The 26,863-nt window shown below is 68.0% G+C and carries 24 protein-coding genes; 13 read left to right on the top strand and 11 right to left on the bottom strand.

Features of this window, described 5'->3' with window-relative positions:
- Positions 1-32: 32 nt before the first annotated feature.
- Both ASC66_RS01030 and ASC66_RS17945 read right to left on the bottom strand, forming a co-directional pair.
- On the bottom strand, positions 33-965 hold the full coding sequence (locus tag ASC66_RS01030; RefSeq protein ID WP_055833499.1) for a hypothetical protein: 933 nt from the start codon (positions 963-965) through the stop codon (positions 33-35).
- Between the two features lie 54 nt (positions 966-1,019).
- Complete coding sequence (locus ASC66_RS17945) at positions 1,020-1,178, bottom strand: hypothetical protein (protein ID WP_157509572.1); 159 nt, start codon at positions 1,176-1,178, stop codon at positions 1,020-1,022.
- Positions 1,179-1,325: 147 nt separating this feature from the next.
- On the opposite strand from ASC66_RS17945, the gene ASC66_RS01025 reads away from it, so the two are divergent.
- The 4 genes from ASC66_RS01025 (at position 1,326) to ASC66_RS01010 (ending at position 4,277) form a co-directional block, all read left to right on the top strand.
- The gene (locus tag ASC66_RS01025) at positions 1,326-2,387 is read left to right on the top strand and encodes a YihY/virulence factor BrkB family protein (protein ID WP_055833496.1); all 1,062 of its coding nucleotides are present in this window, start codon (positions 1,326-1,328) and stop codon (positions 2,385-2,387) included.
- 152 nt (positions 2,388-2,539) lie between these two features.
- Positions 2,540-3,238 (top strand): pyridoxal-phosphate-dependent aminotransferase family protein, encoded by a 699-nt coding sequence (locus ASC66_RS01020; protein WP_055833493.1) that lies wholly within the window; start codon positions 2,540-2,542, stop codon positions 3,236-3,238.
- On the top strand, positions 3,238-3,654 hold the full coding sequence (locus tag ASC66_RS01015; protein WP_055833490.1) for a phage holin family protein: 417 nt from the start codon (positions 3,238-3,240) through the stop codon (positions 3,652-3,654). The genes ASC66_RS01020 and ASC66_RS01015 overlap by 1 nt, the downstream gene beginning before the upstream one ends.
- The gene (locus ASC66_RS01010) at positions 3,651-4,277 is read left to right on the top strand and encodes a DUF3618 domain-containing protein (RefSeq protein WP_082491921.1); all 627 of its coding nucleotides are present in this window, start codon (positions 3,651-3,653) and stop codon (positions 4,275-4,277) included. The genes ASC66_RS01015 and ASC66_RS01010 overlap by 4 nt, the downstream gene beginning before the upstream one ends.
- Before the next feature lie 51 nt (positions 4,278-4,328).
- On the opposite strand, the gene ASC66_RS01005 is transcribed toward ASC66_RS01010, so the two are convergent.
- The 9 genes from ASC66_RS01005 to ASC66_RS00965 all read right to left on the bottom strand — a co-directional run bounded on the left by ASC66_RS01005 (position 4,329) and on the right by ASC66_RS00965 (position 11,982).
- Positions 4,329-4,730 (bottom strand): VOC family protein, encoded by a 402-nt coding sequence (locus ASC66_RS01005; protein WP_055833485.1) that lies wholly within the window; start codon positions 4,728-4,730, stop codon positions 4,329-4,331.
- 83 nt (positions 4,731-4,813) lie between these two features.
- Positions 4,814-5,407, bottom strand: coding sequence for an energy-coupling factor transporter transmembrane component T family protein (locus ASC66_RS01000; RefSeq protein ID WP_055833483.1), 594 nt, complete (start codon positions 5,405-5,407; stop codon positions 4,814-4,816).
- Between the two features lie 185 nt (positions 5,408-5,592).
- On the bottom strand, positions 5,593-7,389 hold the full coding sequence (locus ASC66_RS00995; protein WP_055833480.1) for a glycoside hydrolase family 15 protein: 1,797 nt from the start codon (positions 7,387-7,389) through the stop codon (positions 5,593-5,595).
- Positions 7,390-7,450: 61 nt separating this feature from the next.
- The gene (locus ASC66_RS00990; protein ID WP_055833477.1) at positions 7,451-8,131 is read right to left on the bottom strand and encodes an energy-coupling factor ABC transporter ATP-binding protein; all 681 of its coding nucleotides are present in this window, start codon (positions 8,129-8,131) and stop codon (positions 7,451-7,453) included.
- A complete protein-coding gene (locus tag ASC66_RS00985) occupies positions 8,128-9,303 on the bottom strand; it encodes a thiolase family protein (RefSeq protein ID WP_235496620.1) in 1,176 nt (391 codons plus the stop codon). The genes ASC66_RS00990 and ASC66_RS00985 overlap by 4 nt, the downstream gene beginning before the upstream one ends.
- The gene (locus ASC66_RS00980; protein WP_157509571.1) at positions 9,296-10,609 is read right to left on the bottom strand and encodes an AMP-binding protein; all 1,314 of its coding nucleotides are present in this window, start codon (positions 10,607-10,609) and stop codon (positions 9,296-9,298) included. Before ASC66_RS00980 ends, ASC66_RS00985 begins: the two co-directional genes overlap by 8 nt.
- Entirely contained in the window at positions 10,606-11,229 is a 624-nt protein-coding gene (locus ASC66_RS00975; RefSeq protein WP_055836071.1) for a biotin transporter BioY, read from the bottom strand. Before ASC66_RS00975 ends, ASC66_RS00980 begins: the two co-directional genes overlap by 4 nt.
- Before the next feature lie 88 nt (positions 11,230-11,317).
- Complete coding sequence (locus ASC66_RS00970) at positions 11,318-11,707, bottom strand: hypothetical protein (protein ID WP_157509570.1); 390 nt, start codon at positions 11,705-11,707, stop codon at positions 11,318-11,320.
- 86 nt (positions 11,708-11,793) lie between these two features.
- Positions 11,794-11,982, bottom strand: a complete 189-nt coding sequence (locus ASC66_RS00965) for a hypothetical protein (RefSeq protein ID WP_055833464.1) — start codon at positions 11,980-11,982, stop codon at positions 11,794-11,796.
- 99 nt (positions 11,983-12,081) lie between these two features.
- On the opposite strand from ASC66_RS00965, the gene ASC66_RS00960 reads away from it, so the two are divergent.
- The 9 genes from ASC66_RS00960 (at position 12,082) to ASC66_RS00920 (ending at position 26,734) form a co-directional block, all read left to right on the top strand.
- Positions 12,082-12,690 carry a TetR/AcrR family transcriptional regulator gene (locus ASC66_RS00960; protein ID WP_055836068.1) on the top strand — a complete coding sequence of 203 codons (609 nt, stop codon included), beginning with the start codon at positions 12,082-12,084 and terminating at the stop codon, positions 12,688-12,690.
- A gap of 24 nt (positions 12,691-12,714) precedes the next feature.
- Positions 12,715-15,645 (top strand): MMPL family transporter, encoded by a 2,931-nt coding sequence (locus ASC66_RS00955; RefSeq protein ID WP_055833461.1) that lies wholly within the window; start codon positions 12,715-12,717, stop codon positions 15,643-15,645.
- Entirely contained in the window at positions 15,645-17,564 is a 1,920-nt protein-coding gene (locus tag ASC66_RS00950) for a YhgE/Pip family protein (RefSeq protein ID WP_055833457.1), read from the top strand. The genes ASC66_RS00955 and ASC66_RS00950 overlap by 1 nt, the downstream gene beginning before the upstream one ends.
- Positions 17,565-17,855: 291 nt before the next feature.
- Complete coding sequence (locus tag ASC66_RS00945; protein ID WP_055833455.1) at positions 17,856-20,042, top strand: bifunctional alpha,alpha-trehalose-phosphate synthase (UDP-forming)/trehalose-phosphatase; 2,187 nt, start codon at positions 17,856-17,858, stop codon at positions 20,040-20,042.
- A gap of 40 nt (positions 20,043-20,082) precedes the next feature.
- The gene (gene ilvD, locus ASC66_RS00940) at positions 20,083-21,777 is read left to right on the top strand and encodes a dihydroxy-acid dehydratase (RefSeq protein ID WP_055833452.1); all 1,695 of its coding nucleotides are present in this window, start codon (positions 20,083-20,085) and stop codon (positions 21,775-21,777) included.
- 47 nt (positions 21,778-21,824) lie between these two features.
- The gene (locus tag ASC66_RS00935) at positions 21,825-23,681 is read left to right on the top strand and encodes an acetolactate synthase large subunit (protein WP_082491920.1); all 1,857 of its coding nucleotides are present in this window, start codon (positions 21,825-21,827) and stop codon (positions 23,679-23,681) included.
- Between the two features lie 3 nt (positions 23,682-23,684).
- Positions 23,685-24,194, top strand: a complete 510-nt coding sequence (gene ilvN / locus ASC66_RS00930; RefSeq protein ID WP_055833448.1) for an acetolactate synthase small subunit — start codon at positions 23,685-23,687, stop codon at positions 24,192-24,194.
- Positions 24,195-24,282: 88 nt separating this feature from the next.
- Entirely contained in the window at positions 24,283-25,308 is a 1,026-nt protein-coding gene (gene ilvC / locus ASC66_RS00925) for a ketol-acid reductoisomerase (RefSeq protein WP_055833445.1), read from the top strand.
- 163 nt (positions 25,309-25,471) lie between these two features.
- Positions 25,472-26,734 (top strand): alpha-L-fucosidase, encoded by a 1,263-nt coding sequence (locus ASC66_RS00920; RefSeq protein WP_055833444.1) that lies wholly within the window; start codon positions 25,472-25,474, stop codon positions 26,732-26,734.
- The last annotated feature ends 129 nt before the right edge of the window (positions 26,735-26,863 follow it).

Below are 26,863 nucleotides of genomic sequence, written 5' to 3'. Positions count from 1 at the left end.
TACAAGCAGCCGAGTCACGGGCCTTCCGGCCGTCATCGCGGCGTCGCAGAGGGTGTGGCCGGCGGCGGTGTCGTCGCTCCGACCGAGGGCGGGGGAGCGGACGGCGTCGGAGTGCTGGTGGCGGCCGGCGTCTTCGGTGTGCTGTCAGCCGCCGTGCTCGCCGCAACCCACAGCCCCGCGCCGGTGATTGCGGCGCCGACGATGACCACAACGATGGAGCCGCGGACGCGCCGTAGCTTGTCGATGACCTCGGCGACTCCCTTCAGCTGCTCCTCCGAGACTCCTCTCGTGCCGTCGTCGAGTTCGACCGGCGGGAGGATCACTCGCAGCCGGCCGCGTGTCTCGAGTGCGGCCTGCCACGCACCGAACAGCGAAAGGCAGATGCCCGCGGCCGCGGCGATGAGCGAGATCATCGCCGCGATTCGCACGGCAAAGGTGCCGTTGGCAGGATCATCGATCGAGGTCGTCGCGTCCTCGGCCGGAAGTGTGATCGTCCCGATGATCGTGGCAGTGATCCACGCGATGGCCGCTGCTGCGGCCACAACGACGACGAGCGAGAGGTAGGTGAACACCCAGTCGAACTCGCCGATGCTCGTCTCTGAAACCCCCTCGCCATCGGCGGCCTCGGTGCCTTCAGCACCCTCCGCCTCTGGCTCGGTGATCTCCACGACGTTCTCGGCGGCGGTTTCCGCGCCGCCCTCTGGCGTACCAGCGGCGCTGTATGTTCCACGAGTACTGGCGCTGATCGTCACGGTGGCCGTTGCCGTGAGCTTGTTGCTCGCTTCGACCACGAGCGGTGTGGTCGTGTCATCCGGGTGTGTGAGCTGCGCCGCCGACAGCGCGCCATCAGAGGTGAGGGTGAAGATGACATCGCCCTCGAGAACGGGTAACAACTCGATGGTCGGCACAGAGCCGCTCGCGCTTGTCGCGTCGCCATGTGTGGCGCTCAATCGCAGACTGGTCATCTCGCACTCCCTCGGGTTGGGTGCTTCGAGTCACAATGATGAGCAATGTTCGAATCACGGTGATCGTACCGGATCGGGGCGATACCGCGCCATCACATTGTGCTGTTGCTCCATGTCGTCGGTGGAGATGCCGTCGCGGGCGGCCTCGCGGAGCAGATCGCTCGGGTGAGCCGGGTAGTCGAGGGTGGAAAGAAGCGTCTTCACTTCCGTCACAGGTCGAGCGAGGAGTCGACGGTCCGGGTACCACGCGAGCCGGCGCGGGTAAAGCCCTTCGTTGTGCGCCCGCGAGGGCGCACGCTAGCTCGATCAGCACCTGCCTATCGAGCAGCACCGGCCTATTGAGCATTGCGAGGACGAATCATGGCAAGCACGCGCGTCACATCCACGACAGACGCCCCGGCTCCCGATGATGAACGCAAACCAGATTCGCCGACGAAGATGACCGGCCGGTCCTGGCGCTACGCGGCGAAGAGGACGCTGCGAGAGTTCACGGCGGACCAATGCCTCGACCTGGCCGCCGGCCTGACCTATTACGCCGTGTTGTCGCTCTTCCCGGCGTTGATGGCGATCACATCGCTGCTCGGAGTCTTCGGGCAGGGAGAGCGCACCACCTCCGCTCTTTTCGATCTCATCGAGGATGTCGCCCCCGGCGACACACTGGACATCATCCGGGAGCCACTCACTCAGTTCACGACATCGCCCGCGGTGGGTTTCGCGCTGGTCACAGGCATCGTGATCGCGATCTGGTCGGCGTCCGGTTACGTCGCCGCCTTCAGCAGAGCGATGAACCGGATCTATGAGATCGACGAGGGCCGCCCCATGTGGAAGCTCAGGGGCACGCAACTCGCCGTGACGCTGATCGCGATCGTCCTCGTGCTCGTGATCGCGGTTGCCCTTGTCGTCTCCGGCCCGATCACCGATGTCATCGGCGACATGTTGGGAGTCGGCGCGGCGGTCAAGGTGACCTGGTCGATCCTGAAATGGCCGGTCCTGGCGCTCGCGGTCATCGTCGTGATTGCTGTGCTCTATTACGCGACGCCGAACGCGAAACAGCCCAAGTTCCGCTGGATGAGCATCGGGGCCGCGGTGGCACTGATTGCGCTCCTTCTCGCCTCACTCGGATTCGGCTTCTACGTGGCAAATTTCTCGAATTACGACCGCACCTACGGGACGTTCGCCGGCGTCATCATCTTCCTGTTGTGGGTGTGGATCGGGAACCTGGCCCTGCTCTTCGGCGCCGAGTTGGACGCCGAGCTCGAACGCGCCCGCCAGCTGCAGGCGGGAATCACCGCGGAGACGACCATCCAGCTGCCGCCTCGTGACACGGTGCAGATCGACAAATCGGCGAAGAAGGAGAAGGCCGCGGAGGAGGAGGGACGCCGTATTCGGGAGGACAACACGGAAGGGCCATCGGGCGGATGACATCGCGGAGTTCGAGGCGCCGATACACCGATTGTCGCAGTTCTGCAAACCCCTTCTTCGGCTGAGCGGCGCGGCGCAGGATGCACGTGACGGGGTCGTAAGCGGCCGCCGCCTTGACACATTCATCGACACACCAGACGGAGGAGCAGACCATGACAGACGCATATCGCACGGGACCGTCACAAGTCGGGGGAACCTCGACGGGAACGGTCGACGCGGTCAACGACGAGACATCCACCCTCACCGGCGATGCAGCGGATGCCGGACGGAACGTCGTCGATACGGCGAAGGAGGAAGCGGCCGGCGTCGTCGAGGACGTGAAGTTTGAGCTCGCCGACCTCTTCGACCAGGCGAAGGACGAACTCAGAGAACAAGCGGCGACTCAGCAGAACCGCGCGGCCGAAGGATTGCACACGGTCAGCGAGGATCTGAGGGGAATGGCACAGACGTCGACGGGCGGGCTCGCAGCCGACCTGGTCGCCCAGGCCTCGAGGAGGGCGAACACGGTCGCGGCCTGGCTGGACAACCGCGATCCGGACTCTGTGGTCGAGGACGTTCGACGCTTCGCGCGCCGTCGCCCCGGCACATTCATCCTGATCGCCGCCGGAGTCGGAGTGCTCGCCGGTCGGATCACCCGCTCGGCAGCGGGCAACGCCTCCGATCGGGCGCGCACTCCCGGCGCACGGGCCGTCCGAGCTCGGGCATCCGCGGACTCCACCACGCCCGTCTACACCTCGTTGACGATGCCGAACGACGCGGCAGCGCAGGCCGAGGATGCGCAGCGCTCGCCCGGAACCTCCGACGAGTTCGGTGTCGGTGCAGCGCAACGACAGCAGATGGAGGACCGCTGATGACCGATCCACTGACCCCCTCTGAGGCGAAAGCGGCTTCGACATCGCTTGGCGATCTGTTGAGCGAGGTCACCCGCGACATCTCGACGCTGATGCGTCAAGAGGTGGAACTGGCAAAGGCGGAACTGCGGGAATCTGCGAAGCACGCCAGTCGCGGTGCGGGGATGCTCGGCGGCGCCGGCCTCTCGGGAATCTTCGCCCTGCTGTTCCTCTCCATCGCCGTGTGGTGGGGCCTGGGGTACGTGATCGGAAATGCCTGGTCTGCCCTCGTCGTCGCCGCGGTCTGGGGGATTGCCGCAGCCATTCTGTATGCCACGGGTCGTAAGGCGATCGCCGAGATTGAAGGCGTGCCTCAGACCGTGGAGACGGTAAGAGAAATTCCCGAAACGTTGAAGCGAAATGAGGAGAACCGATGACGAACAATCCTGAACAGATCCGCGCTGACCAGGCTCGCGCCGACCAAGTCCGCGCCGATCAGGCCCGCCCTGACCAGATCCGTTCGAATATCGAGGCGACCCGTCGCGAACTCGGCGACGACGTCGACGCATTGGCCGACAAGGTCGATCCGAGCAAGATTGCCCAGCGTCAGGCCGCCAAGGCCAAGGGGTCGCTGCGTGCCGTGCGCGACCATGTCATGGGGGTCGTTGACGACATCGAGGAGAACGCCGGAAACGTCGCCGATGATGTCGCGGGTGTCGCCCACGGCGCCGTCGCGAAGGCTAAGGGCAACCCCCTGGCGGTGGGGCTGATCGCGTTCGCCGCCGGGTGGCTGATCTCGTCGCTGATCCCGCCGAGCGAGAAGGAGAAAGAGCTCGCTTCATCCCTGGGTGATGCGGCACGACCGATGATCGACGAGGCCAAAGAGGTTGCCGCGACGATCGCCGACGATCTCAAGGAGCCGGTGCGGAACGCCGCAGAGTCCGTGAAGGCCTCGGCGACGGCGGCGGCTGGAACCGTCGGAGATGAAGCGCGGTCGTCGGCCGAGGGGCTCACGGGCCAAACGGCAGAGTCTCGGGAGAACATCCCAGGCACCGCATGATCCGGACGCTGTGAGGCGCCGCGGTGCGTGCACCGCGGCGCCTCTGTCCGCCTATTGCGCTGTGTTGCCCTGCGCCGTGTCGCCGTCGCGGGGCGGCAACTGTTGCAGCGCCCAGGTGTTTCCGTCGGGATCGGCGAAGAAGACGAATCGCCCCCACGGCTGCTCGTCGACCTCGCTGGCGTCGACCCCGCGGCTGCGCAGCTCGTCGCGGGCGGCGTCGGCATCCGGGACGACGATCTGCACGCCCTTCTGCGAGCCGGGTGCCATCTCGGTGATGCCGGTGCCGAGCACGATCGAGCAGGCGGAGCCCGGCGGGGTCAGCTGCACGAAGCGCAAGTTCTCGTTGACGACGTAGTCGTGGTCGTCGGTGAATCCCACCTGGTCGACGTAGAACGCCTTCGCGCGATCAACGTCACTCACGGGGATGGCTACGAGTTCAATCTTCCAGTCCATCGGGGCTCCAAGTTCTCACTGCCGTCTGCGTCCTCCTTGAGGGTATGACGGCCTCAGCGCAATCGACAAGGGGCGCGGCGGGGTCAGTCGTCGAAACCGCGGGCGATGAGCGCGTCACCGAGCGCCTCGGCGTTCTGCAGCGAGCGCACGATCACCGGTACCGCCAGAGACTGCAGCGAGCCCTGCGTTCCGCGGGCCCGCCTGGCCTCCATCACCTCACTGACGATGTCCGCGATCACCGGAATCGAGCGGATAGTGAGCGCCAACAGCAGCCCGATGCGCTCGGCATCCACCCAGCGTCGGAACGGCCGGAGCAGACTCACACAGGCATCGAGGACAGCGCTGACGGTCGTCGTCATCGTGAAGAGCGCGGCGAAGAACACCGCGATGATCAGGCGGCCGGCCATCAGTGCCGCCGTCACCCAGTCGCCGAAAATCAGCTGCAGGGGAACGGCGATCAGGAGCACCCAGAGCACAGGGGCGACCTGCCGCCAGAGCCCGACGAACGGCAGCCTGGCGGATGCCGCGAGCAGCGCTCCGAATGCCAGAACCACGCCGAGCTGCCACGGCTCACGGAGCACCACCGCCACCCCGATGACGAGCGAGAGCAACGCCAGCTTGAGCAGGGCGGGCGCCCTGTGCAGCAGGGAGTCACCCGGGTGGTAGAGACCGATCACGTCTTTCAGCGTAGGACGCGGGCGGCGGCGCCGGGCGGGCCGGCCGCACAAGAATCGGTGTCAACTCTTGGCCGGGCGCCGCCGCCGCTGCTGCCCACCGCGCTCAGGGCCCGCAATCCGTGCACGGGCCGAGTGAATATCCCGGGCCCGTGCATATTTCCCGGGCCGCGACGGATGACGTCCGCTCAGCGACCGGGGGACACCGTGCCCTGCAGCGCCTCGGCCGCCCAGATCAGCGCGAGGTGGCTGAGTGCCTGCGGGGTGTTGCCTGCCTGACGCCCGGCAGCCAGGTCGTACTGCTCCGAGAGCAGGCCGACATCGTTGCTGAGCGCGACGAGCCGCGTCATCAGCGTTTCCGCCTCCGCCTGCCTGCCGGTGCGGGCGTACTGCTCTGCGAGCCAGAAGGAGCACGCCAGGAAGTGGTTCTCGCCGCTCGGCAGGCCGTCAACCGATGGGCGCGTGCGATAGCGCAGAAGCAGACCGTCCTGGAGCAGATCATCCTCGATGGCGGCGACGGTACCCAGCATGCGCGGGTCGTCCGACGCGCAGAATCCGACCTGCGGCAGCACCAGCAGTGCCGCGTCGACGTCCTCGCTGCCGAAATACTGCGTGTAGGAGTTGCGTTCGATGCTGAAGCCGCGCTCCTCGATGTCGCTGCGCACGGTGTCGCGCAGGGTGCTCCAGCGCACGAGCGGGCCCTCCATCCCGAACTCGGTGATGGCACGCACCGCCCTGTCGAACGCCGCCCAGACCATCACTCTGGAATGCGTGAACTCCCGGGACGGCCCGCGCATCTCCCAGATGCCCTGGTCCGGCCTGCGCCAGTTCTGCTCGAGGAACTGCATGAGCGCCCGCTGCAACGGCCACGAGAACTCGGTCTCCGGCACGCCGGCCTCGCGGGCGGCGTGCATGGCCACCATCACCTCGCCGATGACATCCGATTGGAATTGCGACACCGCGGCATTCCCCACCCGCACGGGCGTTGCATCGCGGTATCCGGGCAGCGTGGTGAGCAGCCGTTCCGACAACTCGCGTTCTCCCGCGAGCCCGTACATGATCTGCACATCGCCCGGATCACCGGCTGTGGCGCGCATCAGCCAGTTGCGCCACGCCTCCGCCTCACGCACATAGCCCTGACCGAGCAGCACCTTCAGGCTCAGTGAGGCGTCGCGCAGCCAGACGTAGCGGTAGTCCCAGTTGCGCGTTCCGCCGGACTGCTCCGGCAGCGAGGTCGTAGCCGCCGCCACGATCCCGCCCGTCTCCTCGTTTGTCAGCGCACGGAGCACGAGCATCGACCGCACGACGGCATCGCGGTACGGGCCCTCGTGGCCGCAGCTGCGGGCCCAGCTTCTCCACCACTCGGCCGTGAAACGCAGGTTCTCGTCCACGTCGATGGGGTCGGGGGTCGGGCGATGCGATCGGTACCAGCTCATCTGCAGCTCTCGCGTCTCGCCGGCCTGCACGGTGAAGTCGGCGATGTGCTTGCGGCCGTCCGCGTGCATCCGCACACCGCGGATGACGCAGGCGTCAGGCCCGGCGACCGCGACGAGCGGATGCGGCTCACCCGCGGGAACCCTCGGATCCTTCAGCTGTCGCATCCACGGCACGGACGAGGCGTAGCCGAAACGAACCCGCAGGTCCATGTGCATGTCAACGCTCCCGCTGATGCCGCGCACGCGGCGCACGATGTCCGGCCCGCCGCCGTGGGGCATGAAGTCGATCACCTCGACCTGCCCGCCCGCCGTCTCCCACAGCGTCGAGAGGATGAAGGTCTCGCTCTGGTAGGAGCGCATCGAGCGCGCCGCCGGATCGGCCGGGGCGAGCAGCCAGCGGCCGTGCTCCGCATTGCCGAGCAACGCGCCGAACATCGACGGCGAGTCGAACCGTGGCAGACAGAGCCAGTCGATGCTCCCGTTTCGTCCGACGAGGGCGCCCGACTGGCAATCGCTGATGAGCGCATAGTCCTCAATGTTGAGTGCCATGACGCCATCCTGACAGTCGCCGGCCTGCCGGAGAAGACCGGGCGCCGAAGAGGGGCTGTGCTCAGGCCAGCAGAGCCCGATACCGGCTGATCGCGGCGTCCGGAACGTCATCACCGACGATGCGCCCGTCGTCGATCACGATCACGCGGTCGAAGCCGGCGAGCAGCTCGAGCTGGTGCGTGACGACGATCACCTGCTGGTCGAGGCCGGTGAGCATCTCGGTGATGAGGCGTGCGTTGCGAGCGTCGAGCAGGGTCGTCGGTTCGTCGGCCACGACGATCGCCGGCTCTGTCACCAGCACGGACGCCAGCGCGAGCAGTTGCTTCTGGCCGCCGGAGAGCCGGTGCGCGGCGTGGTCGGCATGCCCGGCCAGGCCGAACCGCTCCAGGGTCACCGCGACCCGCTCCGCGCTCTCGGCCGCGCTGAGGCCCCGCCGGCGCAGGCTGAATGCGACGTCTTCGGCCACGGTCGGCATCACGATCTGGTTGTCGGGATTCGTGAACACGAATCCGACGCGGCGGCGCACCTCGCGTCCCTTCTTGCTCACATCGAGCCCGTCGACGGTGACGCGGCCGTGATCGGGGGTGACGAGCCCATTGATCATGCGGGCGAGCGTGGACTTGCCGGAACCGTTGGCGCCGACGATGCCGACCCGGTGGTCGGTGATCGTCAGCTCGATCTCCTGCAGCACGCGGCGCTCGCCGTAACCGTGCGAGACGCCCTCGAAGACAACGGCGCTCATGCCGCCCGCTCCACGAGCATGGCGATGCCCTGGCCGCCGCCGATCGAGCAGGCGGCGAGTCCGTAGCGGGCGTCATCGCTGGCGAACATGCGCGCGGAGAGCCGCACGAGGAGTACCGCACCGGATGCGCCCCAGGGATGGCCGAGCGCGATGGCGCCGCCGTCGGCGCAGATGCGGTCCTCGGGGAGGCCGACGGCGTCGCTGACCGCGAGGAGCTGGGAGGCGAAGGCCTCGGTGATCTCGATGGCGTCGAGCTCGGATGCCGCGACGCCCGTGCGGGCGAGGAGGCGTTCGATCGACAGGGCGGCACCGATTCCGGGCAGGGCAGGGTCGGAGCCCGACGTCGCGCTGGCGACGATGCGGAGGCCGGGCAGGCCGAGTTCGGCGCGCACCGCCTCGGTGGTCACGGCCATGGCGGCTGCACCGTCCGAGATTCCGCAGGAGTTGCCGGCTGTGACCGTTCCGTCGGTGGTGAACGCCGGGCCGAAGCGGGCCAGCCGGCCCGCATCGAGCGACGCCCGTGGTCGCTCGTCGCGCGTGACCGCGCCGATCGGGACGATCTCGCTGTCGAAGCCGCCGCGGTCGCGGTGAGCGCTCGCGAGCTCGTGCGAGCGCGCCGCCCAGTCGTCCTGACGGCTGCGGGAGATGCCGAAGCGCGAGGCGACGGCATCCGCCGCTTCGCCCATCTCCGGGTCCGGCCAGCCGCTCGGGGCGAACGGGGCACGGGTGTAACGCCGGGCCTCGCTGTCGCCGTGGGGCGGCCAGAATCGCCAGGGCGCTGTGGATGCCGACTCCGCCCCGCCGGCGAGCACGAGCTCGGCGTCGCCCCCGCGCACGATCATGGCGGCCTGAGCGACGGCCTCGAGCCCTGAGCCGCACTGCCGGTCGACGGTGACGGCCGGCACACTCTGATCCAGACCGGCGCGGAGGCCGGAGAGCCTGGCGACGTTGCCACCGGGGCCCATGCAGTTGCCGAGCACGATCTCGCCGATGGGCCGGCCGGATGCCGACACCTCCTCGGCGACCGCGCGCAGAATGGGCGCGGCGAGTGCGTCGACGCTGTGATCGGCCAGGCCGCGGCCACTCGTCGTGATCGCGCTCCGCCTGGCCGCGACGATCACCGTGCCGGGCAGCGGCGAACCGCCGGGGTGCGGCATCCTGGTGTTAGGCATCGGCTGGAGCTCCAATTTCGATGAAGGGGATCGTGCCGTCCTCGAGCCCGGCCCGGAGCACTCCCTTGGCCAGTTTGCCAGACGCGGTGCGGGGGATCGTGTCGACGATCAGCCACCGGCGGGGACGCTCGATCGGGGTGAACAGGGGGCGCGCGGCCGTCAGCACCGCTGCGCGTGCCTCAGCTCCGTCGAGCTCGGCTGTGCGCTCGAGCACGGCGAGCACGCTCTCGCCGAGGATCGCGTGGGGCTCCGCCAGCACGGAGACGGTGCCAACGCCGGGGATGCCCTCGAGCGCGCGCTCGATGTCTTCGCTCAGCACGGTGCTCCCGGCGGTGGTGACCGCGGCATCCGCACGGCCCCGCACCCGCACGACGCCGTCGTCGAGGTCGATGAGGTCGCCGACGCTGGCGAAGCCGGAGTCGTCGCGGAGGAGCGCGCCGCCGTTCGTCGAGTCGACGTAGCCGAGGGCCAGGTACGGCGAACGCACCCAGGCGGAGCCCTCACTCTCTCCGCCGCGCAGCTCAATCTCGACGCCGGGGAAGGCGCGGAGCGCTCCCGCACGGTCGCTGACGGCGACGAAGGAGAGCTCTGCGGCCCCGTAATACTCGGTGACAGCGCTGCCGCGACGCTCCGCTGCCGCGCGGCCGGCCTCCGGCAGGGCGGCGCCGGCCACGATGATGCGTTCGGGGAGGCGCTCGGCCGAGAGCAGGCGGCGCAGCACGGCCGGTGTGCAGTGCACGGCGCTCGCCGTGCCGGGGTCATCGCCGAGCTCGGCGCCCAACCACAGCGTGTGCAGGGCCGCGAAGAGGTGCATCGAGACGTGCAGCGGACCGGTGAGCGCGACGGAGTCCTCGCGGCCGAGCCCGGTCGCCACGGCGAACGGCGCGAAGGAATCATGCCATGACGCCGCCGTTCTGGCGATGCCCCGTGCGCGACCCGACGAGCCGGACGTCATCACGATCAGCCCCGTGGAGTCCGGGACGCGGCCGGGCAGAGCTGCTGGGTCGTGCACATCGCTGATCATCACGGGGCGCCCGCGCTCGAGGGCAGCGAGGACGGTGACCAGCAGTTCGGTGTCGTCGGCGCTGTCTGCGCGCACGATGCCGCCCGGAGCACTGCCGCCGGGAGCGGGAGCGAGCACCTGCCGGGCGACCCGCTCGCGCAGCGCCCCGTAGCTGAGCGGGCGCCCGGCCAACCGCAGCGCGGTGTCCTCGTCGGCGCCGCCCAGCCACTGGACGGTGCTCGTCACGACGCCGCTTGCTGCCGGATCGCTCGGCACCGGATCGCTCGCCACTGGACTGGTCACCGAGGGGTGATGAGCCCGGGCCAGGCGCGGTGCACCTGCTTGGCGACGAGCACCGTCACGATGACCTTGAGGATGTCGCCGGGGAGGAAGACCAGGGCGCCGGCGAGGGCGACGGTGAAGGGAACACCCGTGCTGACGGCGACCCACGGAACGCCGATCGCGTACATCACGACGATTCCGCCGAGCGCGGTCGCACCCAGGGCGGGCAGGATCCGGTAGCGGGGGAGCAGCCGGGCGGTGAACCAGCCGATCACGAGTGCGGCGAGGAGCCAGCCGAGAAGGTAGCCACCCGTCGGGCCGAAGAACACGCCGATGCCGCCACGCCCGCCGGAGAGCAGGGGGAGACCAGCGGCGACGAGCACCTGCAGCAACAGCACGGAGAGGAATCCGTTGCGGGCGCCGAGGATGGCGCCGGCGAGCATGACGCCGAGCGTCTGGAAGGTGATCGGAACCGCGGTGCCGGCGATGTAGAGCGAGCCGGGCAGACCGAGCGCCGCGATGAGCGCGGCGAAGGTGGCGATCGACGCCAGGTCACGGGCGCCGAGGATGCGTCGCGGCGCTCGAGGGCCGGTGGCGGTGGGGGCCGGCTGCTGCGGCACGCTCTGCTGTGTGTCTGTCATGATCACAACGCTAGGAGCGGGGTCGGATGCCGCGCTCAATCTGCCGTACAAAAATCGACGGCAGATTCTGGATGACGAGTCTGGATCGTCAGGCGACGGCGCGGTGCGAGGCGGTCTCAGCCTGCGGGGTGCGCTGATCTGCGCGGTTCTGATCGGCGCGGTTCTGATCAGCCCACACGGCGACGGGGGCGGGGTTCCAGCTGAGAGCGCTCGGCTCTGTTCCCGGCTCGTTCCGCAGTGCGTCACGGCCGTCCTCGACGGTGCGCGTGAGCTCGCCGGCAATCTGGCGGCTCAGCATCGTGTGGAAGATCTCATCGGTGTCGCCATCGGCGCGGCGAACGAGCGTCCACTCCCCAGAAGCGCCGATGATGTCGGTGAGCTTGTCGTTGATGAGCTCAAACAGGGCCTCTGAGCTGAGCTCGGGTGCTGGGGCCAGAAGCACTGGCGCGGTCTGGCGGCGCCGGCGGAACATTGCCACGGTCGGTCCTCTCGCTTGCTTCGGGTAGCGAATTCAGTCTGCGCTATACTCGCCCGAATTCGCGGGGGACACGCCGAGGGACGCGGTTACTTCTTGAGCGCGCGCTCGTCGGCTTCCTCGCGGACCGTGGCAATCGCGAGGGTGAGTGAGATGCCCCAGCCGAGCCACATCAGGGCCAGTCGCCAGTCGCGTGGTCCATTGCGGGTGGCTTGGACGATGCCCCAGCCGCTCATCACCGCACCGATGACCGCACCGTTCAACAGGTATTTGCGCATTATCTGCACCTCCGCCTCTCACGTTAGCGCGACTGGGAATTCCCCCCAAGCCTGACCGATCGTGCAGTTCCTGACCGATTGGTCAAGTACGCTGCATTCATGCCCTCTGTAGACGCCGATTCGGCCAACGCCAGCACGCGCCCGAAAGCGAGCGACGAGCTGCGCGCGATCGCACTCGAGCAATTCGCATCGACGGGCTTCTCCGGAACCTCCCTGCAGCAGATCGCCGATGAGGCCGGCTACTCCAAATCGAGCGTGCTCTACCACTACGCGAACAAGGAAGCGCTGCTCGAGGCCGCGATCGGCCCGGCCATCGACCGCCTCGGATCCCTCCTCGCCCGGTTCACCGAGCGCGGGCCATCGCTGGAGGCGCGACACCTCTTCGTCGAGGATTTCATCGACTTCCTGCTCGAGCACCGCCTCGAGGTCTACACCTTCATCAATCAGGGGAGTTCGCTCCGCGGCATCCCCGTGATCGATCGCGCGAACGCATTCATCCTCGAACTGTCGAACACCGTCTGCGACGAGAACGCCAGCACCGAGGACAAGATGCGATTCGGGGTCGCGCTGGGCGGTGCCGCCTACTCGCTGGTCGCCGGCATGGCCTTCCTCGATGGCGAGCCCCTCGGGCCCGTCGATGAGGTGCGTGCCGCACTCATCAAACTCGTCGGCGAGTTGTTGGCTCCCGTCTCCCTCCCCTCCGTCTAAACCCTCACGAGCAGGACAAGCACAGTGGCAACGTTTCTCTACCGCATCGGTCATTTCGCCTATCGCCGGGCTTGGCGGGTGATCGGCGCTTGGGTGCTCGTTCTCGCGGCAATACTCGGTGGGGGCCTCGCCCTCGGCGGCCAATTCGAGGAGTCATTCTCGATTCCCGGCACGGAATCGCAGGACACGATCGACACGCTGAATGCGGTCTTCCCGCAGGCATCGGGAGCCGCCGTCGAGGCCGTCTTCGAGGTGCCCGACGGTGAGTCGGTCACGGATCCCCAGTACACGGATGCGATCGAGCAGACGATCACCGCCATCGAAGACATCGACGGCGTCGCCGCGGCCATCAGTCCCTTCTCCGAGTACGCGGCCAATGCCGTCTCCGACGACGAGGAGACCGCAATCGCGCGCGTGCAGCTCGAGGGCGCGTCGACGGACGTCACCCAGGAGACGATCGACGCGCTCACCGCCACCGGCGAGATCGGCCGCGACGCCGGCATGACCGTCGCATTCGGAGGTCAGGTCTTCCAAGACACCACGTTCGGGCTCACCATCGTCGAGGTCTTCGGCGTGCTCTTCGCCGGCGTTGTGCTCATCATCACCTTCGGTTCGCTGCTCGCCGCCGGCATGCCCCTGCTGATGGCCCTCGTCGGCGTCGGCGTGGCGATCGGCGGCATCCTCGTCGCAGCGGCATTCGGCAGCGTGTCGAGCACCGCCCCGATGCTGGCCGTCATGCTCGGCCTGGCCGTCGGCATCGACTACTCGCTGTTCATCCTCTCCAGACACCGTCAACAGCTGGCCCGCGGCGTCGACCCGGAGGAGTCGGCCGCGACCGCCGTGGCCACGGCGGGAGGCGCCGTCGTCTTCGCCGGCATCACGGTGATCATCGCCCTGCTCGGTCTGCTCATCGTCGGCATCCCCTTCCTCAGCACCATGGGTGTCGCAACCGCGTTCGCCGTGCTGATCGCCGTGCTCATCGCCATCACCCTGCTCCCGGCGGTGCTCGGCCTGATCAAGGGCCGGATGTCGCCCAAGCCCGGCAGCCGCGCGCACCGCCGCGCGCTCGCCGACGACGACGCCAAGCCGACCATGGGCCGCCGCTGGGTGAACACCGTGCTGAAGGCTCCGATCGTCGCCGTCGTGCTCGTGGTCGGTGTGCTCGGCACGCTGGCGATTCCCGCGCTGAGCCTCGACCTCAACCTGCCGACCGGCGCGGCGGAGCCGGCCGGCTCCACCCAGCGCGAGGCCTACGACATGATCGCCGACGGCTTCGGCCCCGGCTACAATGGGCCGCTCGTCGTGGTCGTCGACATCACCCAGACCACCGACATCGTCGACGATCTCGATACGATCCGCGCCGAGCTGGAACAGCTCGACGACGTCGCCTACGTCAGCCAGGGCCTGCCGAACCCGAGCGTCGACACCGCGATCATGCAGGTGATCCCCGAGAGCGCGCCGGACGACCCGGAGACCAAGACCCTAGTGCAGAACATCCGTGACCTCGCGCCGGAGATCGAGGCCGAGCTCGGCACGCCCATCAAGGTCACCGGGCAGACCGCCGTCACGATCGACATCTCGAACCGGCTGAGCGACGCGCTCGTGCCGTTCGCGCTCATCGTCGTCGGCCTCTCCATCATCCTGCTGATGATGGTGTTCCGCTCGATCTTCGTGCCGATCAAGGCCGCCATCGGCTTCCTGCTCTCGGTGTTCGCCGCGATCGGCGCGACGGTCGCCGTGTTCCAGTGGGGCTGGTTCTCCGAGCTGCTGCACATCGAACAGGCCGGTCCGATCCTGAGCTTCCTGCCGATTCTGCTGATGGCCGTATTGTTCGGCCTGGCGATGGACTACGAGGTCTTCCTCGTCTCCGGAATGCGCGAGGAGTTCGTCAAGACCGGCAACGCCCGTTCCTCCATCGTGCACGGCTTCCAGCACTCCGCCCGTGTCGTCACGGCCGCGGCGCTGATCATGTTCTTCGTCTTCTTCTCCTTCGTGCCGGAGGGTGCAGGCCCGATCAAGGGCATCGCGTTCGCGCTGGCGATCGGCGTGTTCTTCGACGCCTTCCTGGTGCGGATGACGCTGGTTCCCGCCGCCATGGCACTGGCCGGCAAGGCGGCCTGGTACCTCCCGGCGTGGTTGTCCCGGCTGCTGCCCAACGTCGATGTCGAGGGCGAGGGCCTCCGGGCGCACCTCGACGACCTGGCCTGGGCGAAGCAGCAGAAGTCCGCGCTGACGGCCGAAGACGCCTACCTCGGCATCCCGGAACAGGCGATGGGCCCGCTGAGCTTCGCCATCGACGCCGGCGCCGTTGTGACGGTGCAGGGGGATGCCGCGGCACGCCGTGTCTTCGCCGCTTCGCTCGCGGGTCGCCTCGACCCCGTCGCCGGCCGGCTCCAGCTGCTCGGCTCTCCGCTGCCGTCCGAACGCTCCCGCGCGCTCCGCCGCGTCGGCCTCATCGACGTCGGCGCCGGTCAGCGGCACGACCTCGACCGCACCGTCGGCGAGGTGCTCGCCGAACGTCTCGAGCTCTCGCAGCCCTGGTACCGCGGCCGCTTCGGCGGCGCGGAGCGGGCGTGGATCGACCGCATCAACGCCGCACTGCGGGCGACGGGAACCAGCCACCGCCCGATCGACGCCCAGACGAGCGTGTCCTCGCTCAGCGCGCTCGGTCGCGCCACTGTGCTCGCGGCAAGCGTGCTCACCGAACGGCCGGCCGTGCTCATCGTCGATCTCGGCGATGCGCTGCCCATGGACGTCCGCGGCCGCAACATCGCCCAGGTGCTGGCGACGCTCGCACCGGCAGACACCACGATCGTGTTGGCGGCCGGAGACGCCGTGAACGCGGCATCCGCGGCCCTCATCGGCTCCAGGGCGAGCACGGAAATCGCGCTGCCGCAGCCCGGCGCCGCACCGACAAGCAGTGAAGAAGTCCAGGAAGATGAGGTGGCGCGCTGATGAGTGCTCGACTCGAGAAATTGTTCCGTCGCACGCCAGCTCAGCGGCGCACCCGCATCGCCCTGATGCTTGCCGGAGTCATCGTCGTGCCGCTGGCCATCGCCGGGCTCGTCTCCGGTGCACTCGCCAGCGCCGACCAGCGCCTCGACGCGGTGCCGGCCATCGTCGTCAACAACGATGAGATGGTCACCGCGACGCTGCCCGACGGCAGCGAGCAGATGATTCTGGCTGGACGCCAACTGGTGACGGAGCTCACCGGTCCAGACATGGCCGGCTTCGAGTGGACCATCTCCAACTCGGAGCAGGCGGCAGACGCACTCGCCGCCGGCGACGCCTACGCCGTGCTGACCATCCCCAGCGACTTCTCCGCCGCCATCAACTCGCTCTCCGGCACCGAGCCGACGCAGGCCGATCTGCAGATCCGCACGGATGACGCACACGCCTACCTCGCCGGCTCCGCCGCGCAATCGGTCGGCGAGGCCATGTCCGGCGCGTTCGGGCGCGAGATCACCACCCAATACCTCACCGCGTTCTACTCGGGAATCGCCGAGATGGGCGACTCCCTCGGCACGGCCGCAGACGGGGCGGAAACCCTTGCGGGCGGCGTCGGAACGCTGGCCACCGGGCTCGACTCCCTCGCCGGCGGCGCAACGACCGCAGCCAACGGTGCAGGCGAGTACGCCAACGGGGTTGGTGAATTCGCCGGGGGAGTGACGAGCTACACCCAGGGAGTCGACGGAATCGCCGGCGGCCTCGGAACGCTCAACCAGAGCGCGGCCCAGCTCACGCAGCTGAGCGACGGCGTGAAGCAGTACACGGACGGCGTCGGAAAAGCTGCCACCGGATACGCGGCACTTTCGCCACAGCTCGTCGCGGTCCTGTCGCAGTTGCCAGGGACCGAGCCGCTTGTGGAAGCCGTACAAAAGGTCGGGGGTGGACTGGATCAGCTCGCGGGCAGCGGCGATCAGCTCGCCTCGCAGACCGCGACCGCCATCGGCGGCGTGCAGGGCGGCATCTCGCAACTGGCCGGCGGCGCGGCGCAGCTCTCGGCCGGCTCGAGCGGACTGCGCAGCGGCGCTGACGCCCTCGCCGGTGGCGCATCGGAGTTGGCAGGCGGCGTCAGCCAGCTCGCCGAGGGTGCCGGAGCGTCGGCATCCGGTGCGCACCAGCTGCAGGAGGGCGCGAGCACGTTGGCGACCGGTCTGGGCGATGGCGCAGAACAGGCCAGCGCGCTCGGCGGAACCGACCCGAAGGCAACGGCAGAGGTCATCGCGGAACCCGTCGGGGTCAGCCTCGAACGCGACAACGAGATCGCCTCGCTCGGCGAGATCATCGGCATGGTCTTCGTGCCCGTCGGTCTCTGGATCGGTGCCCTCGCGATCTTCCTCCTGATGCGACCGGTGAGCGCGATCGCGCTCGGCTCGACCGCATCGACGGGCAGAATCGTCGGCCGCGGACTGCTGCGCGGCTTCGCCATCGCCGCCGCCCAGGTGCTCGTGATCGTGGCCCTGCTGCACACGACCCTCGGAGTCTCGTGGGCGACGCTGCCGGCAACGCTGGGCTTCAGCCTGCTGATCGCCGCCGCCTTCGTGGCGGTGCACCACCTGTTGGTGACCGGGCTCGGCCGTGTCGGCATCGTGGTCTCACTGGTGCTGCTGGCCGTGCAGCTGACGAGCGCGGGCGGACTCTTCCCGGTGGAGATCGTCGCGGCCCCGTTCCAGGCGATCAGTCCGTTCCTCCCACTCACCTGGGCCGTGCAGGGCATGCAGTCGATCGTGGCCGGTGTCGGCGGCTCTGCGGTCGGAACGCCAGCCGCGGTGCTCGCGCTGTTCGCGGTGCTCTCGGCGATGGGCTCGCTCGCGGTCGTCGCCCGGCGCCGCGGTGCACGCTCTTTCGCCTTCGCACTGGCGCAGAGCTAGCCCGCCTGCCCCGCGAGTTGCACCAATCGGCCCCTTCAGTTGCCCAGAAGGGGCCGATTGCGCCAACTCGCGAGGCGAGATGGCGCGGCGGATGCCGCAGCCCCGAGCCCTCGACCTCCCGAACCGGGCGGAATGCAACGGGGCTGACGGGTGCGGGGGCTGCTGCTAGCCTCGGAGTGAGAGCAAGGTGCGAGCCCCGCTCGTGCCGGAAACGGATTCATCATCTCCGCCCCAGCAAGCCCCGCCCCCGCACACACCGTCGGCGCATACGGCGACTACGGCCTCGTCGTCGTGTCGAACCGTCTGCCCGTCGACTTCGTCGTCGATGCGGACGGCAACGAGGGATGGCGCTCGTCTCCAGGTGGCCTCGTCACGGCGCTCGAGCCCGTGATGCGCGAGGCCGACGGAGCCTGGGTCGGCTGGGCCGGGGTCGCCGGCCGCGAGTTCGAGCCGTTCGAGAACGACGGCATCTCGATCGTCCCCGTCCCGCTCAGCGACGAGGAACTCGAGCGCTACTACGAGGGTTTCTCCAACGACACGCTGTGGCCGCTCTATCACGACGTCATCGCCCCGCCGAGCTACCACCGCGAGTGGTGGGAGAGCTACGTGATCGTCAATCGGCGCTTCGCGGCTGCCGCCGCCGCCGTGGCCGCGCGCGGCGCCACGGTCTGGGTGCACGACTACCAGCTCCAACTCGTCCCCGCGATGCTGCGCGGCTTGCGTCCCGACCTCGTCATCGGCTTCTTCAACCACATCCCGTTCCCGCCATACGGCATCTACTCGCAGCTGCCGTGGCGCAAGCAGATCATCGAGGGGCTGCTCGGCGCCGATGTCATCGGCTTCCAGCGAGTGGCGGATGCCGGCAACTTCACCCGCGCGGTGCGCCGCCTCTTCGGCTACACCACCCGGCACACCGTCGTCGAGGTGCCGACGCAGAACGGCGAACTCCGCCGCGTCGTCGCCACCAACTTCCCGATCTCGATCGACGTCGCCGGCTTCGAGGAGATGGCGGAACGGCCGGAGATCCAGGCCAGAGCGCGCGAGATCAGGGCCGGGCTCGGCAACCCGGACATTGTGATGCTCGGCGTGGACAGGCTCGACTACACCAAGGGCATCGCGCACCGGCTGAAGGCATACGGCGAGCTCCTCGCGCAGGGCAGGCTCGACGTCGAGAAGACGGTCCTCGTGCAGGTCGCGAGCCCGAGCCGGGAACGCGTCGCGACCTATATGACGTTGCGTGACGAGATCGAACTGCAGGTCGGCCGGTTGAACGGCGACCACAGCACGATCAGTCACACGGCCATCGCGTATCTGCACCAGGCGTACCCGCGGGAGGAGATGGTCGCCCTCTACCTCGCGGCCGATGTGATGCTCGTCACCGCTCTCCGCGACGGCATGAACCTCGTCGCCAAGGAGTACGTCGCCTGCCGCGTGAACAACGACGGCGTACTCGTGCTGAGCGAGTTCGCCGGGGCATCCGACGAGCTCAAGCAGGCGCTGCTGATCAATCCGCACGACATCGAGGGGCTGAAGGACGCCATCGAGACCGCCGTGCGGATGCCGGCCAAGCAGCGTCGCAAGCGCATGAAGACACTGCGCAAGCGACTGCGCGAGAACAGCGTGTCCGACTGGGCGAAGGCGTTCCTCGACGACCTCACCGGTCGTGCCGCCGTCGAGCCCGGCGTGCCAGAGACGCTGGTCACCAAGCTGCGCGAGGTGGCGGCCAGCGAGCGGCTGCTCGTCGCACTCGACTTCGACGGCACGCTGGCCCCGCACGTCGACCGGCCGGAGGACGCCAGAGCGCTGGAAAGCGCCCGCACCGCCGTGATGCGGCTCGTCGCCCTGCCGGAGACCCGCGTCGCCTTCGTCTCCGGCCGTGCACTGGTGAGTCTCGAGCAGGTGGCCGAGCCGCCGGAGGCCGTTCTCCTGACCGGCTCGCACGGCATCGAGATGAAGCTCGATCAGCCGGAGATCTCGCTCAATCTGCTGAGCGAGGAGATCGCCCAGCTCGCGAGCCTGGCCGAGATCCTCGACGGCATCGCCGCCAAGGCGGAGGGCGCGTGGGTCGAGCGCAAGCCTGCCGGATTCGCGCTGCACACCCGGCTCGTACCGTCGCCGGCCGGCATGGCGCTGCAGCGCTCCGCCAGAGCCAGCGTCCACGGCATCCTGCCGAGCCTGTCGGTGCTCGAGGGCAAGAACGTGCTCGAGTTCTCGGTGCGCAGCGGCAACAAGGGCGACGCCCTGCAACAGCTCCGCGCGTACACGCAGGCCACCTCCGTGTTCTACGCCGGCGATGACGTCACCGACGAGCACGCATTCGCTGTGCAGGGCGCAGGCGATCTCTCGCTCAAGATCGGGCAGGGCTTCACCGTCGCCGGCAACCGGGTGCGCGGCCCGGAGGAGCTTGCCGAGGTGCTCGCGCTGCTCGCCGATTTCCGGGCGGCACAGGCCGGGGCATTGGACCGTGCGCGCTCCTGAGGCGGCGTAGTGCACCCCCGCGAGGTTCTAGACTCGAGCCATGCCTGAGATTGATATCAAGCCACGAAGCCGTGCAGTCACTGATGGAATTGAAGCCACGACCAGCCGCGGAATGCTCCGTGCCGTTGGAATGGGCGATGAAGACTGGGACAAGCCCCAGATCGGTATTGCGAGCTCGTGGAACGAGATCACCCCGTGCAACCTGAGCCTTGATCGGCTCGCCCAGGGAGCCAAGGAGGGCGTGCACTCCGGCGGGGGATACCCGCTGCAGTTCGGCACCATCTCCGTCTCGGACGGCATCTCGATGGGCCACGAGGGCATGCACTTCTCGCTCGTCTCCCGCGAGGTCATCGCCGACTCCGTCGAGACCGTCATGATGGCCGAGCGCCTCGACGGCTCCGTGCTGCTGGCCGGCTGCGACAAGTCGCTGCCCGGCATGCTGATGGCCGCGGCCCGGCTCGACCTGGCATCCGTCTTCCTCTACGCCGGCTCCATCGCGCCCGGCTGGGTGAAGCTCTCAGACGGCACGGAGAAGGAGGTCACCATCATCGACTCCTTCGAGGCCGTCGGTGCGTGCAAGGCCGGCACGATGAGCGAGGAAGACCTCAAGCGCATCGAATGCGCCATCGCCCCGGGCGAAGGCGCGTGTGGCGGCATGTACACCGCCAACACCATGGCGTCCGTCGCTGAGGCCCTCGGCATGAGCCTCCCCGGCTCCGCCGCCCCGCCATCGGCCGACCGCCGCCGCGACTACTTCGCGCACCGCTCCGGCGAGGCCGTCGTCAACATGCTGCGCCTCGGCATCACCGCCCGCGACATCCTCACCAAGAAGGCGTTCGAGAACGCCATCACCGTGGCCATGGCGCTCGGCGGCTCGACCAACGTCGTGCTTCACCTGCTGGCCATCGCGCACGAGGCAGAGGTCGAACTCACCCTCGACGACTTCAACCGCATCGGCGACAAGGTTCCGCACCTGGCCGACATGAAGCCGTTCGGCAAGTACGTCATGGCCGATGTCGACCGCCACGGCGGCATCCCCGTGCTCATGCGCGCCCTGCTCGAGGCCGGCCTGCTGCACGGCGACGCGCTCACCGTCACGGGCAAGACCGTTGCGGAGAACCTCGAACTGCTCAACCCCGACCCGCTCGACGGCGAGGTCATCCGCACCCTCGACAACCCGATCCACGCGACCGGTGGCATCACCGTGCTGCAGGGATCCTTCGCCCCCGAGGGCGCCGTCGTGAAGACCGCCGGCTTCGACGCCGAGGTCTTCGAGGGTCCGGCACGCGTCTTCGAGCGCGAGCGTGGGGCGATGGATGCACTCACAGAGGGCAAGATCAGCAAGGGCGACGTCGTCATCATCCGCTACGAGGGCCCCAAGGGTGGCCCAGGCATGCGCGAGATGCTCTCGATCACCGCGGCCATCAAGGGCGCGGGACTCGGAAAAGATGTACTACTCTTGACGGACGGCCGATTCTCAGGTGGCACAACCGGACTGTGCATCGGCCACATAGCACCCGAAGCAGTGGACGCAGGTCCCATTGCCTTCGTGCGCGATGGTGATCTCATACGGGTCGATATCGCGGCCCGCTCCCTTGACCTACTTGTCGACGAGACTGAGCTGGCCGCCCGCCGTGAAGGCTGGGCACCTCTTCCCCCGCGCTATACCCGTGGCGTTCTCGCGAAATACTCCAAGCTCGTGCACTCCGCCGCAGAAGGCGCAGTCACCGGCTAGTAGCCGCGATTCATTCATCCATCACGTACCCAAAGGGACTTCACCGTATGTCTACGGAATCTCAGAACGTGCCTTCGCCGGCCGCGCCCAAAACGGGAGCGGCCGCGCAGGCGACACCAGCAAGCGGCCAGAGCAAGACCGGCCCGAACAAGAACGGCCCGGAGAAGATGACGGGCTCCGGCGCGATTCTGCGCAGCCTCGAGCTCCTCGGCATCAAGGACGTCTTCGGCCTGCCAGGCGGGGCGATCATCCCGTTCTACGACGAGCTCATGTCGTCGACGGCCATCCGCCACATCCTGGTCCGCCACGAACAGGGCGCGGGCCACGCGGCTGAGGGCTACGCCTCATCGAGCAACCAGGTCGGCGTCGCGATCGCGACATCCGGCCCCGGTGCGACGAACCTCGTCACCGCCATCGCCGACGCGTACATGGACTCGGTGCCGCTGCTGGCCATCACCGGCCAGGTGTTCTCCACGCTGATGGGAACGGATGCATTCCAAGAGGCCGACATCGTGGGAATCACGATGCCGATCACCAAGCACTCCTTCCTCGTCAAGCGGGCTGAGGACATCCCGGCGACGATCGCGGCGGCGCACCTGATCGCCTCCACCGGCCGCCCCGGCCCCGTGCTCGTGGACATCACGAAGGACGCCCAGCAGGGCGAGATGACCTTCAGCTGGCCGCCGAAGATCGACCTTCCCGGCTACCGCCCCGTCACCAAGGCGCACGGCAAGCAGATCCAGGCCGCGGCCCAGATGCTGGCCGAGGCCAAGAAGCCGGTGCTGTACGTGGGCGGCGGCGTGATCCGCGCCCGCGCCTCGGCAGAGCTGAAGGTGCTCGCCGAGGCATCCGGTGCCCCCGTCGTGACCACGCTGATGGCGCGCGGCGCGTTCCCTGACTCGCACCAGCAGCACCTCGGCATGCCGGGAATGCACGGAACGGTTCCCGCGGTGCTCTCGCTGCAGGAGGCCGACCTCATCGTGTCGCTCGGCGCCCGCTTCGACGACCGCGTGACCGGCAAGGTCGGGCTGTTCGCGCCCAACGCCAAGATCGTGCACGTCGACGTCGACCCGGCCGAGATCTCCAAGATCCGCAACGCCGATGTGCCCATCGTCGGTGACGCCAAAGACGTGATCGTGGACCTGACCGCCGCCCTGGCCGAGGCGACGGGCAACAGCGCCCCTGACCTGGGCGAGTGGTGGAGCTACCTCAACGACCTGCGCGAGCGCTTCCCGCTCGGCTACAGCAAGCCGAGCGACGGCCTGCTCGCGCCGCAGTACGTGATCCAGCGCATCGGTGAGCTCACCGGCCCCGAAGGCATCTACGCGGCCGGCGTCGGCCAGCACCAGATGTGGTCGGCGCAGTTCATCAAGTACGAGCGTCCCAACGCCTGGCTCAACTCGGGTGGTGCGGGAACGATGGGTTACTCGGTTCCGGCCGCCATGGGCGCCAAGGTCGCTGAACCCGACCGCGTGGTCTGGGCGATCGATGGCGACGGATGCTTCCAGATGACCAATCAGGAACTCGCGACCTGCATGATCAACAACATCCCGATCAAGGTCGCGATCATCAACAACTCCTCGCTCGGCATGGTCCGCCAATGGCAGACGATGTTCTACGAGGGCCGTCACAGCTTCACCGACCTGAACACCGGTCACGAGACGGCGATGGTTCCGGACTTCGTCAAGCTCGCCGACGCATACGGTGCCCTCGGCATCCGCGTGCGCACGGAGGACGAGGTCGACGCCGCGATCAAGCTGGCGTTGGAGACCAATGACCGCCCGGTCGTCATCGACTTCATCGTGAGCCGCGACGCCATGGTCTGGCCGATGGTGCCGCAGGGGCTCTCGAACAGTTCCATCCAGTACGCCAAAGATCACGCACCAGCCTGGGAAGAGGAGTAAGCCATGAGCACCCACGTTCTGAGCCTGCTCGTCGAAGACAAGCCCGGCCTGCTGACCCGTGTCGCCGGGCTCTTCGCCCGCCGCGGCTTCAACATCGAAAGCCTCGCCGTCGGCCACAGTGAGATCGAGGGCCTCTCTCGCATCACCGTCGTCGTCGACGTCGACCGCCTGCCGCTCGAGCAGGTGACCAAGCAGCTGAACAAGCTCGTCAATGTGATCAAGATCGTCGAGCTCGACCCGACCCAGTCGGTGCAGCGGGAACACCTGCTCATCAAGGTCAAGGTCGACAACACGACCCGTTCACAGGTGCTCGAGGCCGTCACGCTGTTCCGTGCCCGCGTCGTCGATGTCGCCAACGATGCCCTCGTGATCGAGGTCACCGGTGACTCGGGCAAGACGAGCGCGCTGCTGCGCGTTCTCGAGCCCTACGGCATCAAGGAGATCGCACAGTCGGGACTGCTCGCCATCGGCCGCGGCTCCAAGTCGATCACCGAGCGCGTCTTCAAGAATTGACGGCGAGCCGTCAGATTGAGTAGCGCGAAGCGCGCATCGAAATCTAGTAACTTTCACACTCACCACCATCAAGTAGAGAGAAACACGCATGTCTGAGATTTTTTACGACAAAGACGCCGATCTGTCGATCATCCAGGGCAAGAAGGTCGCCATCGTCGGTTACGGCTCGCAGGGCCACGCCCACGCGCTGAACCTCCGCGACTCCGGCGTTGAGGTCGTCATCGGCCTGAAGGACGGCTCCAAGTCGGCCCCCAAGGCGCAGGACGAGGGCTTCACCGTTCTCTCCGTCGCAGACGCGGCCGAGTGGGCTGACCTCATCATGATCCTGGCTCCCGACCAGCACCAGCGTTCGATCTACAACAACGAGATCAAGGACAAGCTGACCGCAGGCAAGACCCTTGCGTTCGCTCACGGCTTCAACATCCGCTTCGGCTACATCGAGGCCCCGAAGGACGTCGACGTGATCCTCGTCGCCCCGAAGGCCCCCGGCCACACGGTTCGTCGCGAGTTCGTCGCCGGCCGCGGCATCCCGGACATCATCGCCGTCGAGAACGACGCGACCGGCCACGCCTGGGACATCGCGCTCTCGTACGCCTCCGCCATCGGTGGCGCCCGCGCCGGCGTCATCAAGACCACCTTCACTGAAGAGACCGAGACCGACCTGTTCGGTGAGCAGGCCGTTCTCTGCGGCGGCGTCTCGCAGCTCGTCCAGTACGGCTTCGAGACCCTGACCGAGGCCGGCTACCAGCCGCAGATCGCCTACTTCGAGGTTCTGCACGAGCTCAAGCTCATCGTCGACCTCATGTGGGAGGGCGGCATCGCCAAGCAGCGTTGGAGCGTCTCCGACACCGCAGAGTTCGGCGACTACGTCTCCGGCCCGCGCGTGATCGACCCCTCGGTCAAGGAGAACATGAAGGCCGTTCTCGCCGACATCCAGAGCGGTGCATTCGCCAAGCGCTTCATCGACGACCAGGATGCCGGTGCGCCCGAGTTCCTCGCGCTGCGCGCCAAGGGCGAGGCCCACCCGATCGAGGAGACCGGCCGCGAACTGCGCAGCCTCTTCGCGTGGAAGCAGCTCGACGACGACTACACCGACGGCAGCGTCGCACGCTAGTCAGCAGCTCGTAGCCAGTAGGAACTGATGTGAACGGCCCGCTTCTTCCGAGGCGGGCCGTTCTGCGTTTCGGTGCGACGTTCGAATCACTGACGTGCAGACATCCGATGTCTAGCGCTAGGCTGGTCAGACCGTTCATTCCTCGCGTCAGGAGCCCAGCGCAGTGCCCACCCCAGACTGGTTCACGACCGGCCGATTCGGCCTCTTCGTCCACTTCGGCATCTTCAGCGGCGCCGCGAGGCACGAGTGGGTGCAGACGAACGAGCGGTTGAGCGACGAGGACTACGCGCAGTACTGTGAGAACTTCGAACCCGATCTCTTCGATGCCGCCGCCATCGCGCGCACCGCGAAGAACGCCGGCATGGAGTACGTCGTGCTCACCACGAAGCACCACGACGGCTTCGCGCTCTGGAACACGGCACAGAGTGATTTCAACGCCGTCCAGGCCTGCGGGCGCGACCTCGTTGCCGAGTTCGTCGCCGCGATGCGGGCGGAGGGGCTGCGCGTCGGGCTCTATCACTCGCTGATCGACTGGCACCACCCCGACTTCACGGTCGACTGGAACCACCCGCGCCGCGACGACGCGAACGCGGCCGAGCTGAACGCCGGCAGGGACATGGCGCGTTATCGCGCCTTCCTGCACGCGCAGATGCGCGAGCTGCTCACCGACTACGGCCAGATCGATTACCTGTTCTTCGACTTCACCTACCCGGAGACGAAGCAGGGCTGGGTCGGCAAGTCGGCAGACGACTGGGATGCCGCCGGCCTGCTCGCGCTCTGCCGCGAACTCCAGCCCGGCGTCATCGTGAACGACCGGCTCGGGATCCCGGGCGACTTCGTCACCCCCGAGCAGTACCAGCCGACCGAGCCGCTCGTGCAGCACGGCGAGCCCGTGCTCTGGGAGGCGTGCCAGACGACCAACGGTTCCTGGGGCTATGACCGCGACAACGACAACCACAAGAGCGCTGATCTCCTGATCCGCATGCTCGCGGACTCCGTGTCGATGGGTGGCAACATGCTGCTCAACATCGGTCCGAACGGCAGGGGAGCGGTCGACCCGCGCGATGCAGGGCTGCTGGCCGAGATCGGCGAGTGGATGCGGCTGCACGGCCGCGCGATCACCGGGGCGGGCCATGCGCCGTTCAGCCCGCCGCGGGAGGGCGTCTACACGCTCCGCGGCGACCGGCTCTACCTGCACCTCTTCAGCTGGCCGATGGGATTCGTGCACCTGCCCGGCCTCGCCGGACGAGTGCGCTACGCCCGCTTGCTCCACGACGGCTCGTGGATCAAGATGTCTGTCTCCGACCCCGAGCAGCAGGCACTCGTCACACAGCCCGCCGGCCAGCAGGCGGGCACGCTCACGCTCGCGTTGCCGGTTCGGCGTCCGGATGTCGCGATGCCCGTCATCGAGCTGCTGCTGCACTGAGCCGATTCAGCCGGAGCGGGCTCTACTCACGCAGGTCGAGTAGGCCGCCTGCGGCCGTATCGGGACCCGGTTTCGGCGTGGAACTCGTACCAGCATCGGTGCGGTTCTTGAGGCTGCCGTGGAACGGGC

The organism is Leifsonia sp. Root4, from assembly GCF_001425085.1.
GTDB lineage: Bacteria > Actinomycetota > Actinomycetes > Actinomycetales > Microbacteriaceae > Microterricola.
The sequence above is the reverse complement of the archived record's forward strand: the minus strand, read 5'-3'. Positions and strand labels throughout refer to the sequence as shown.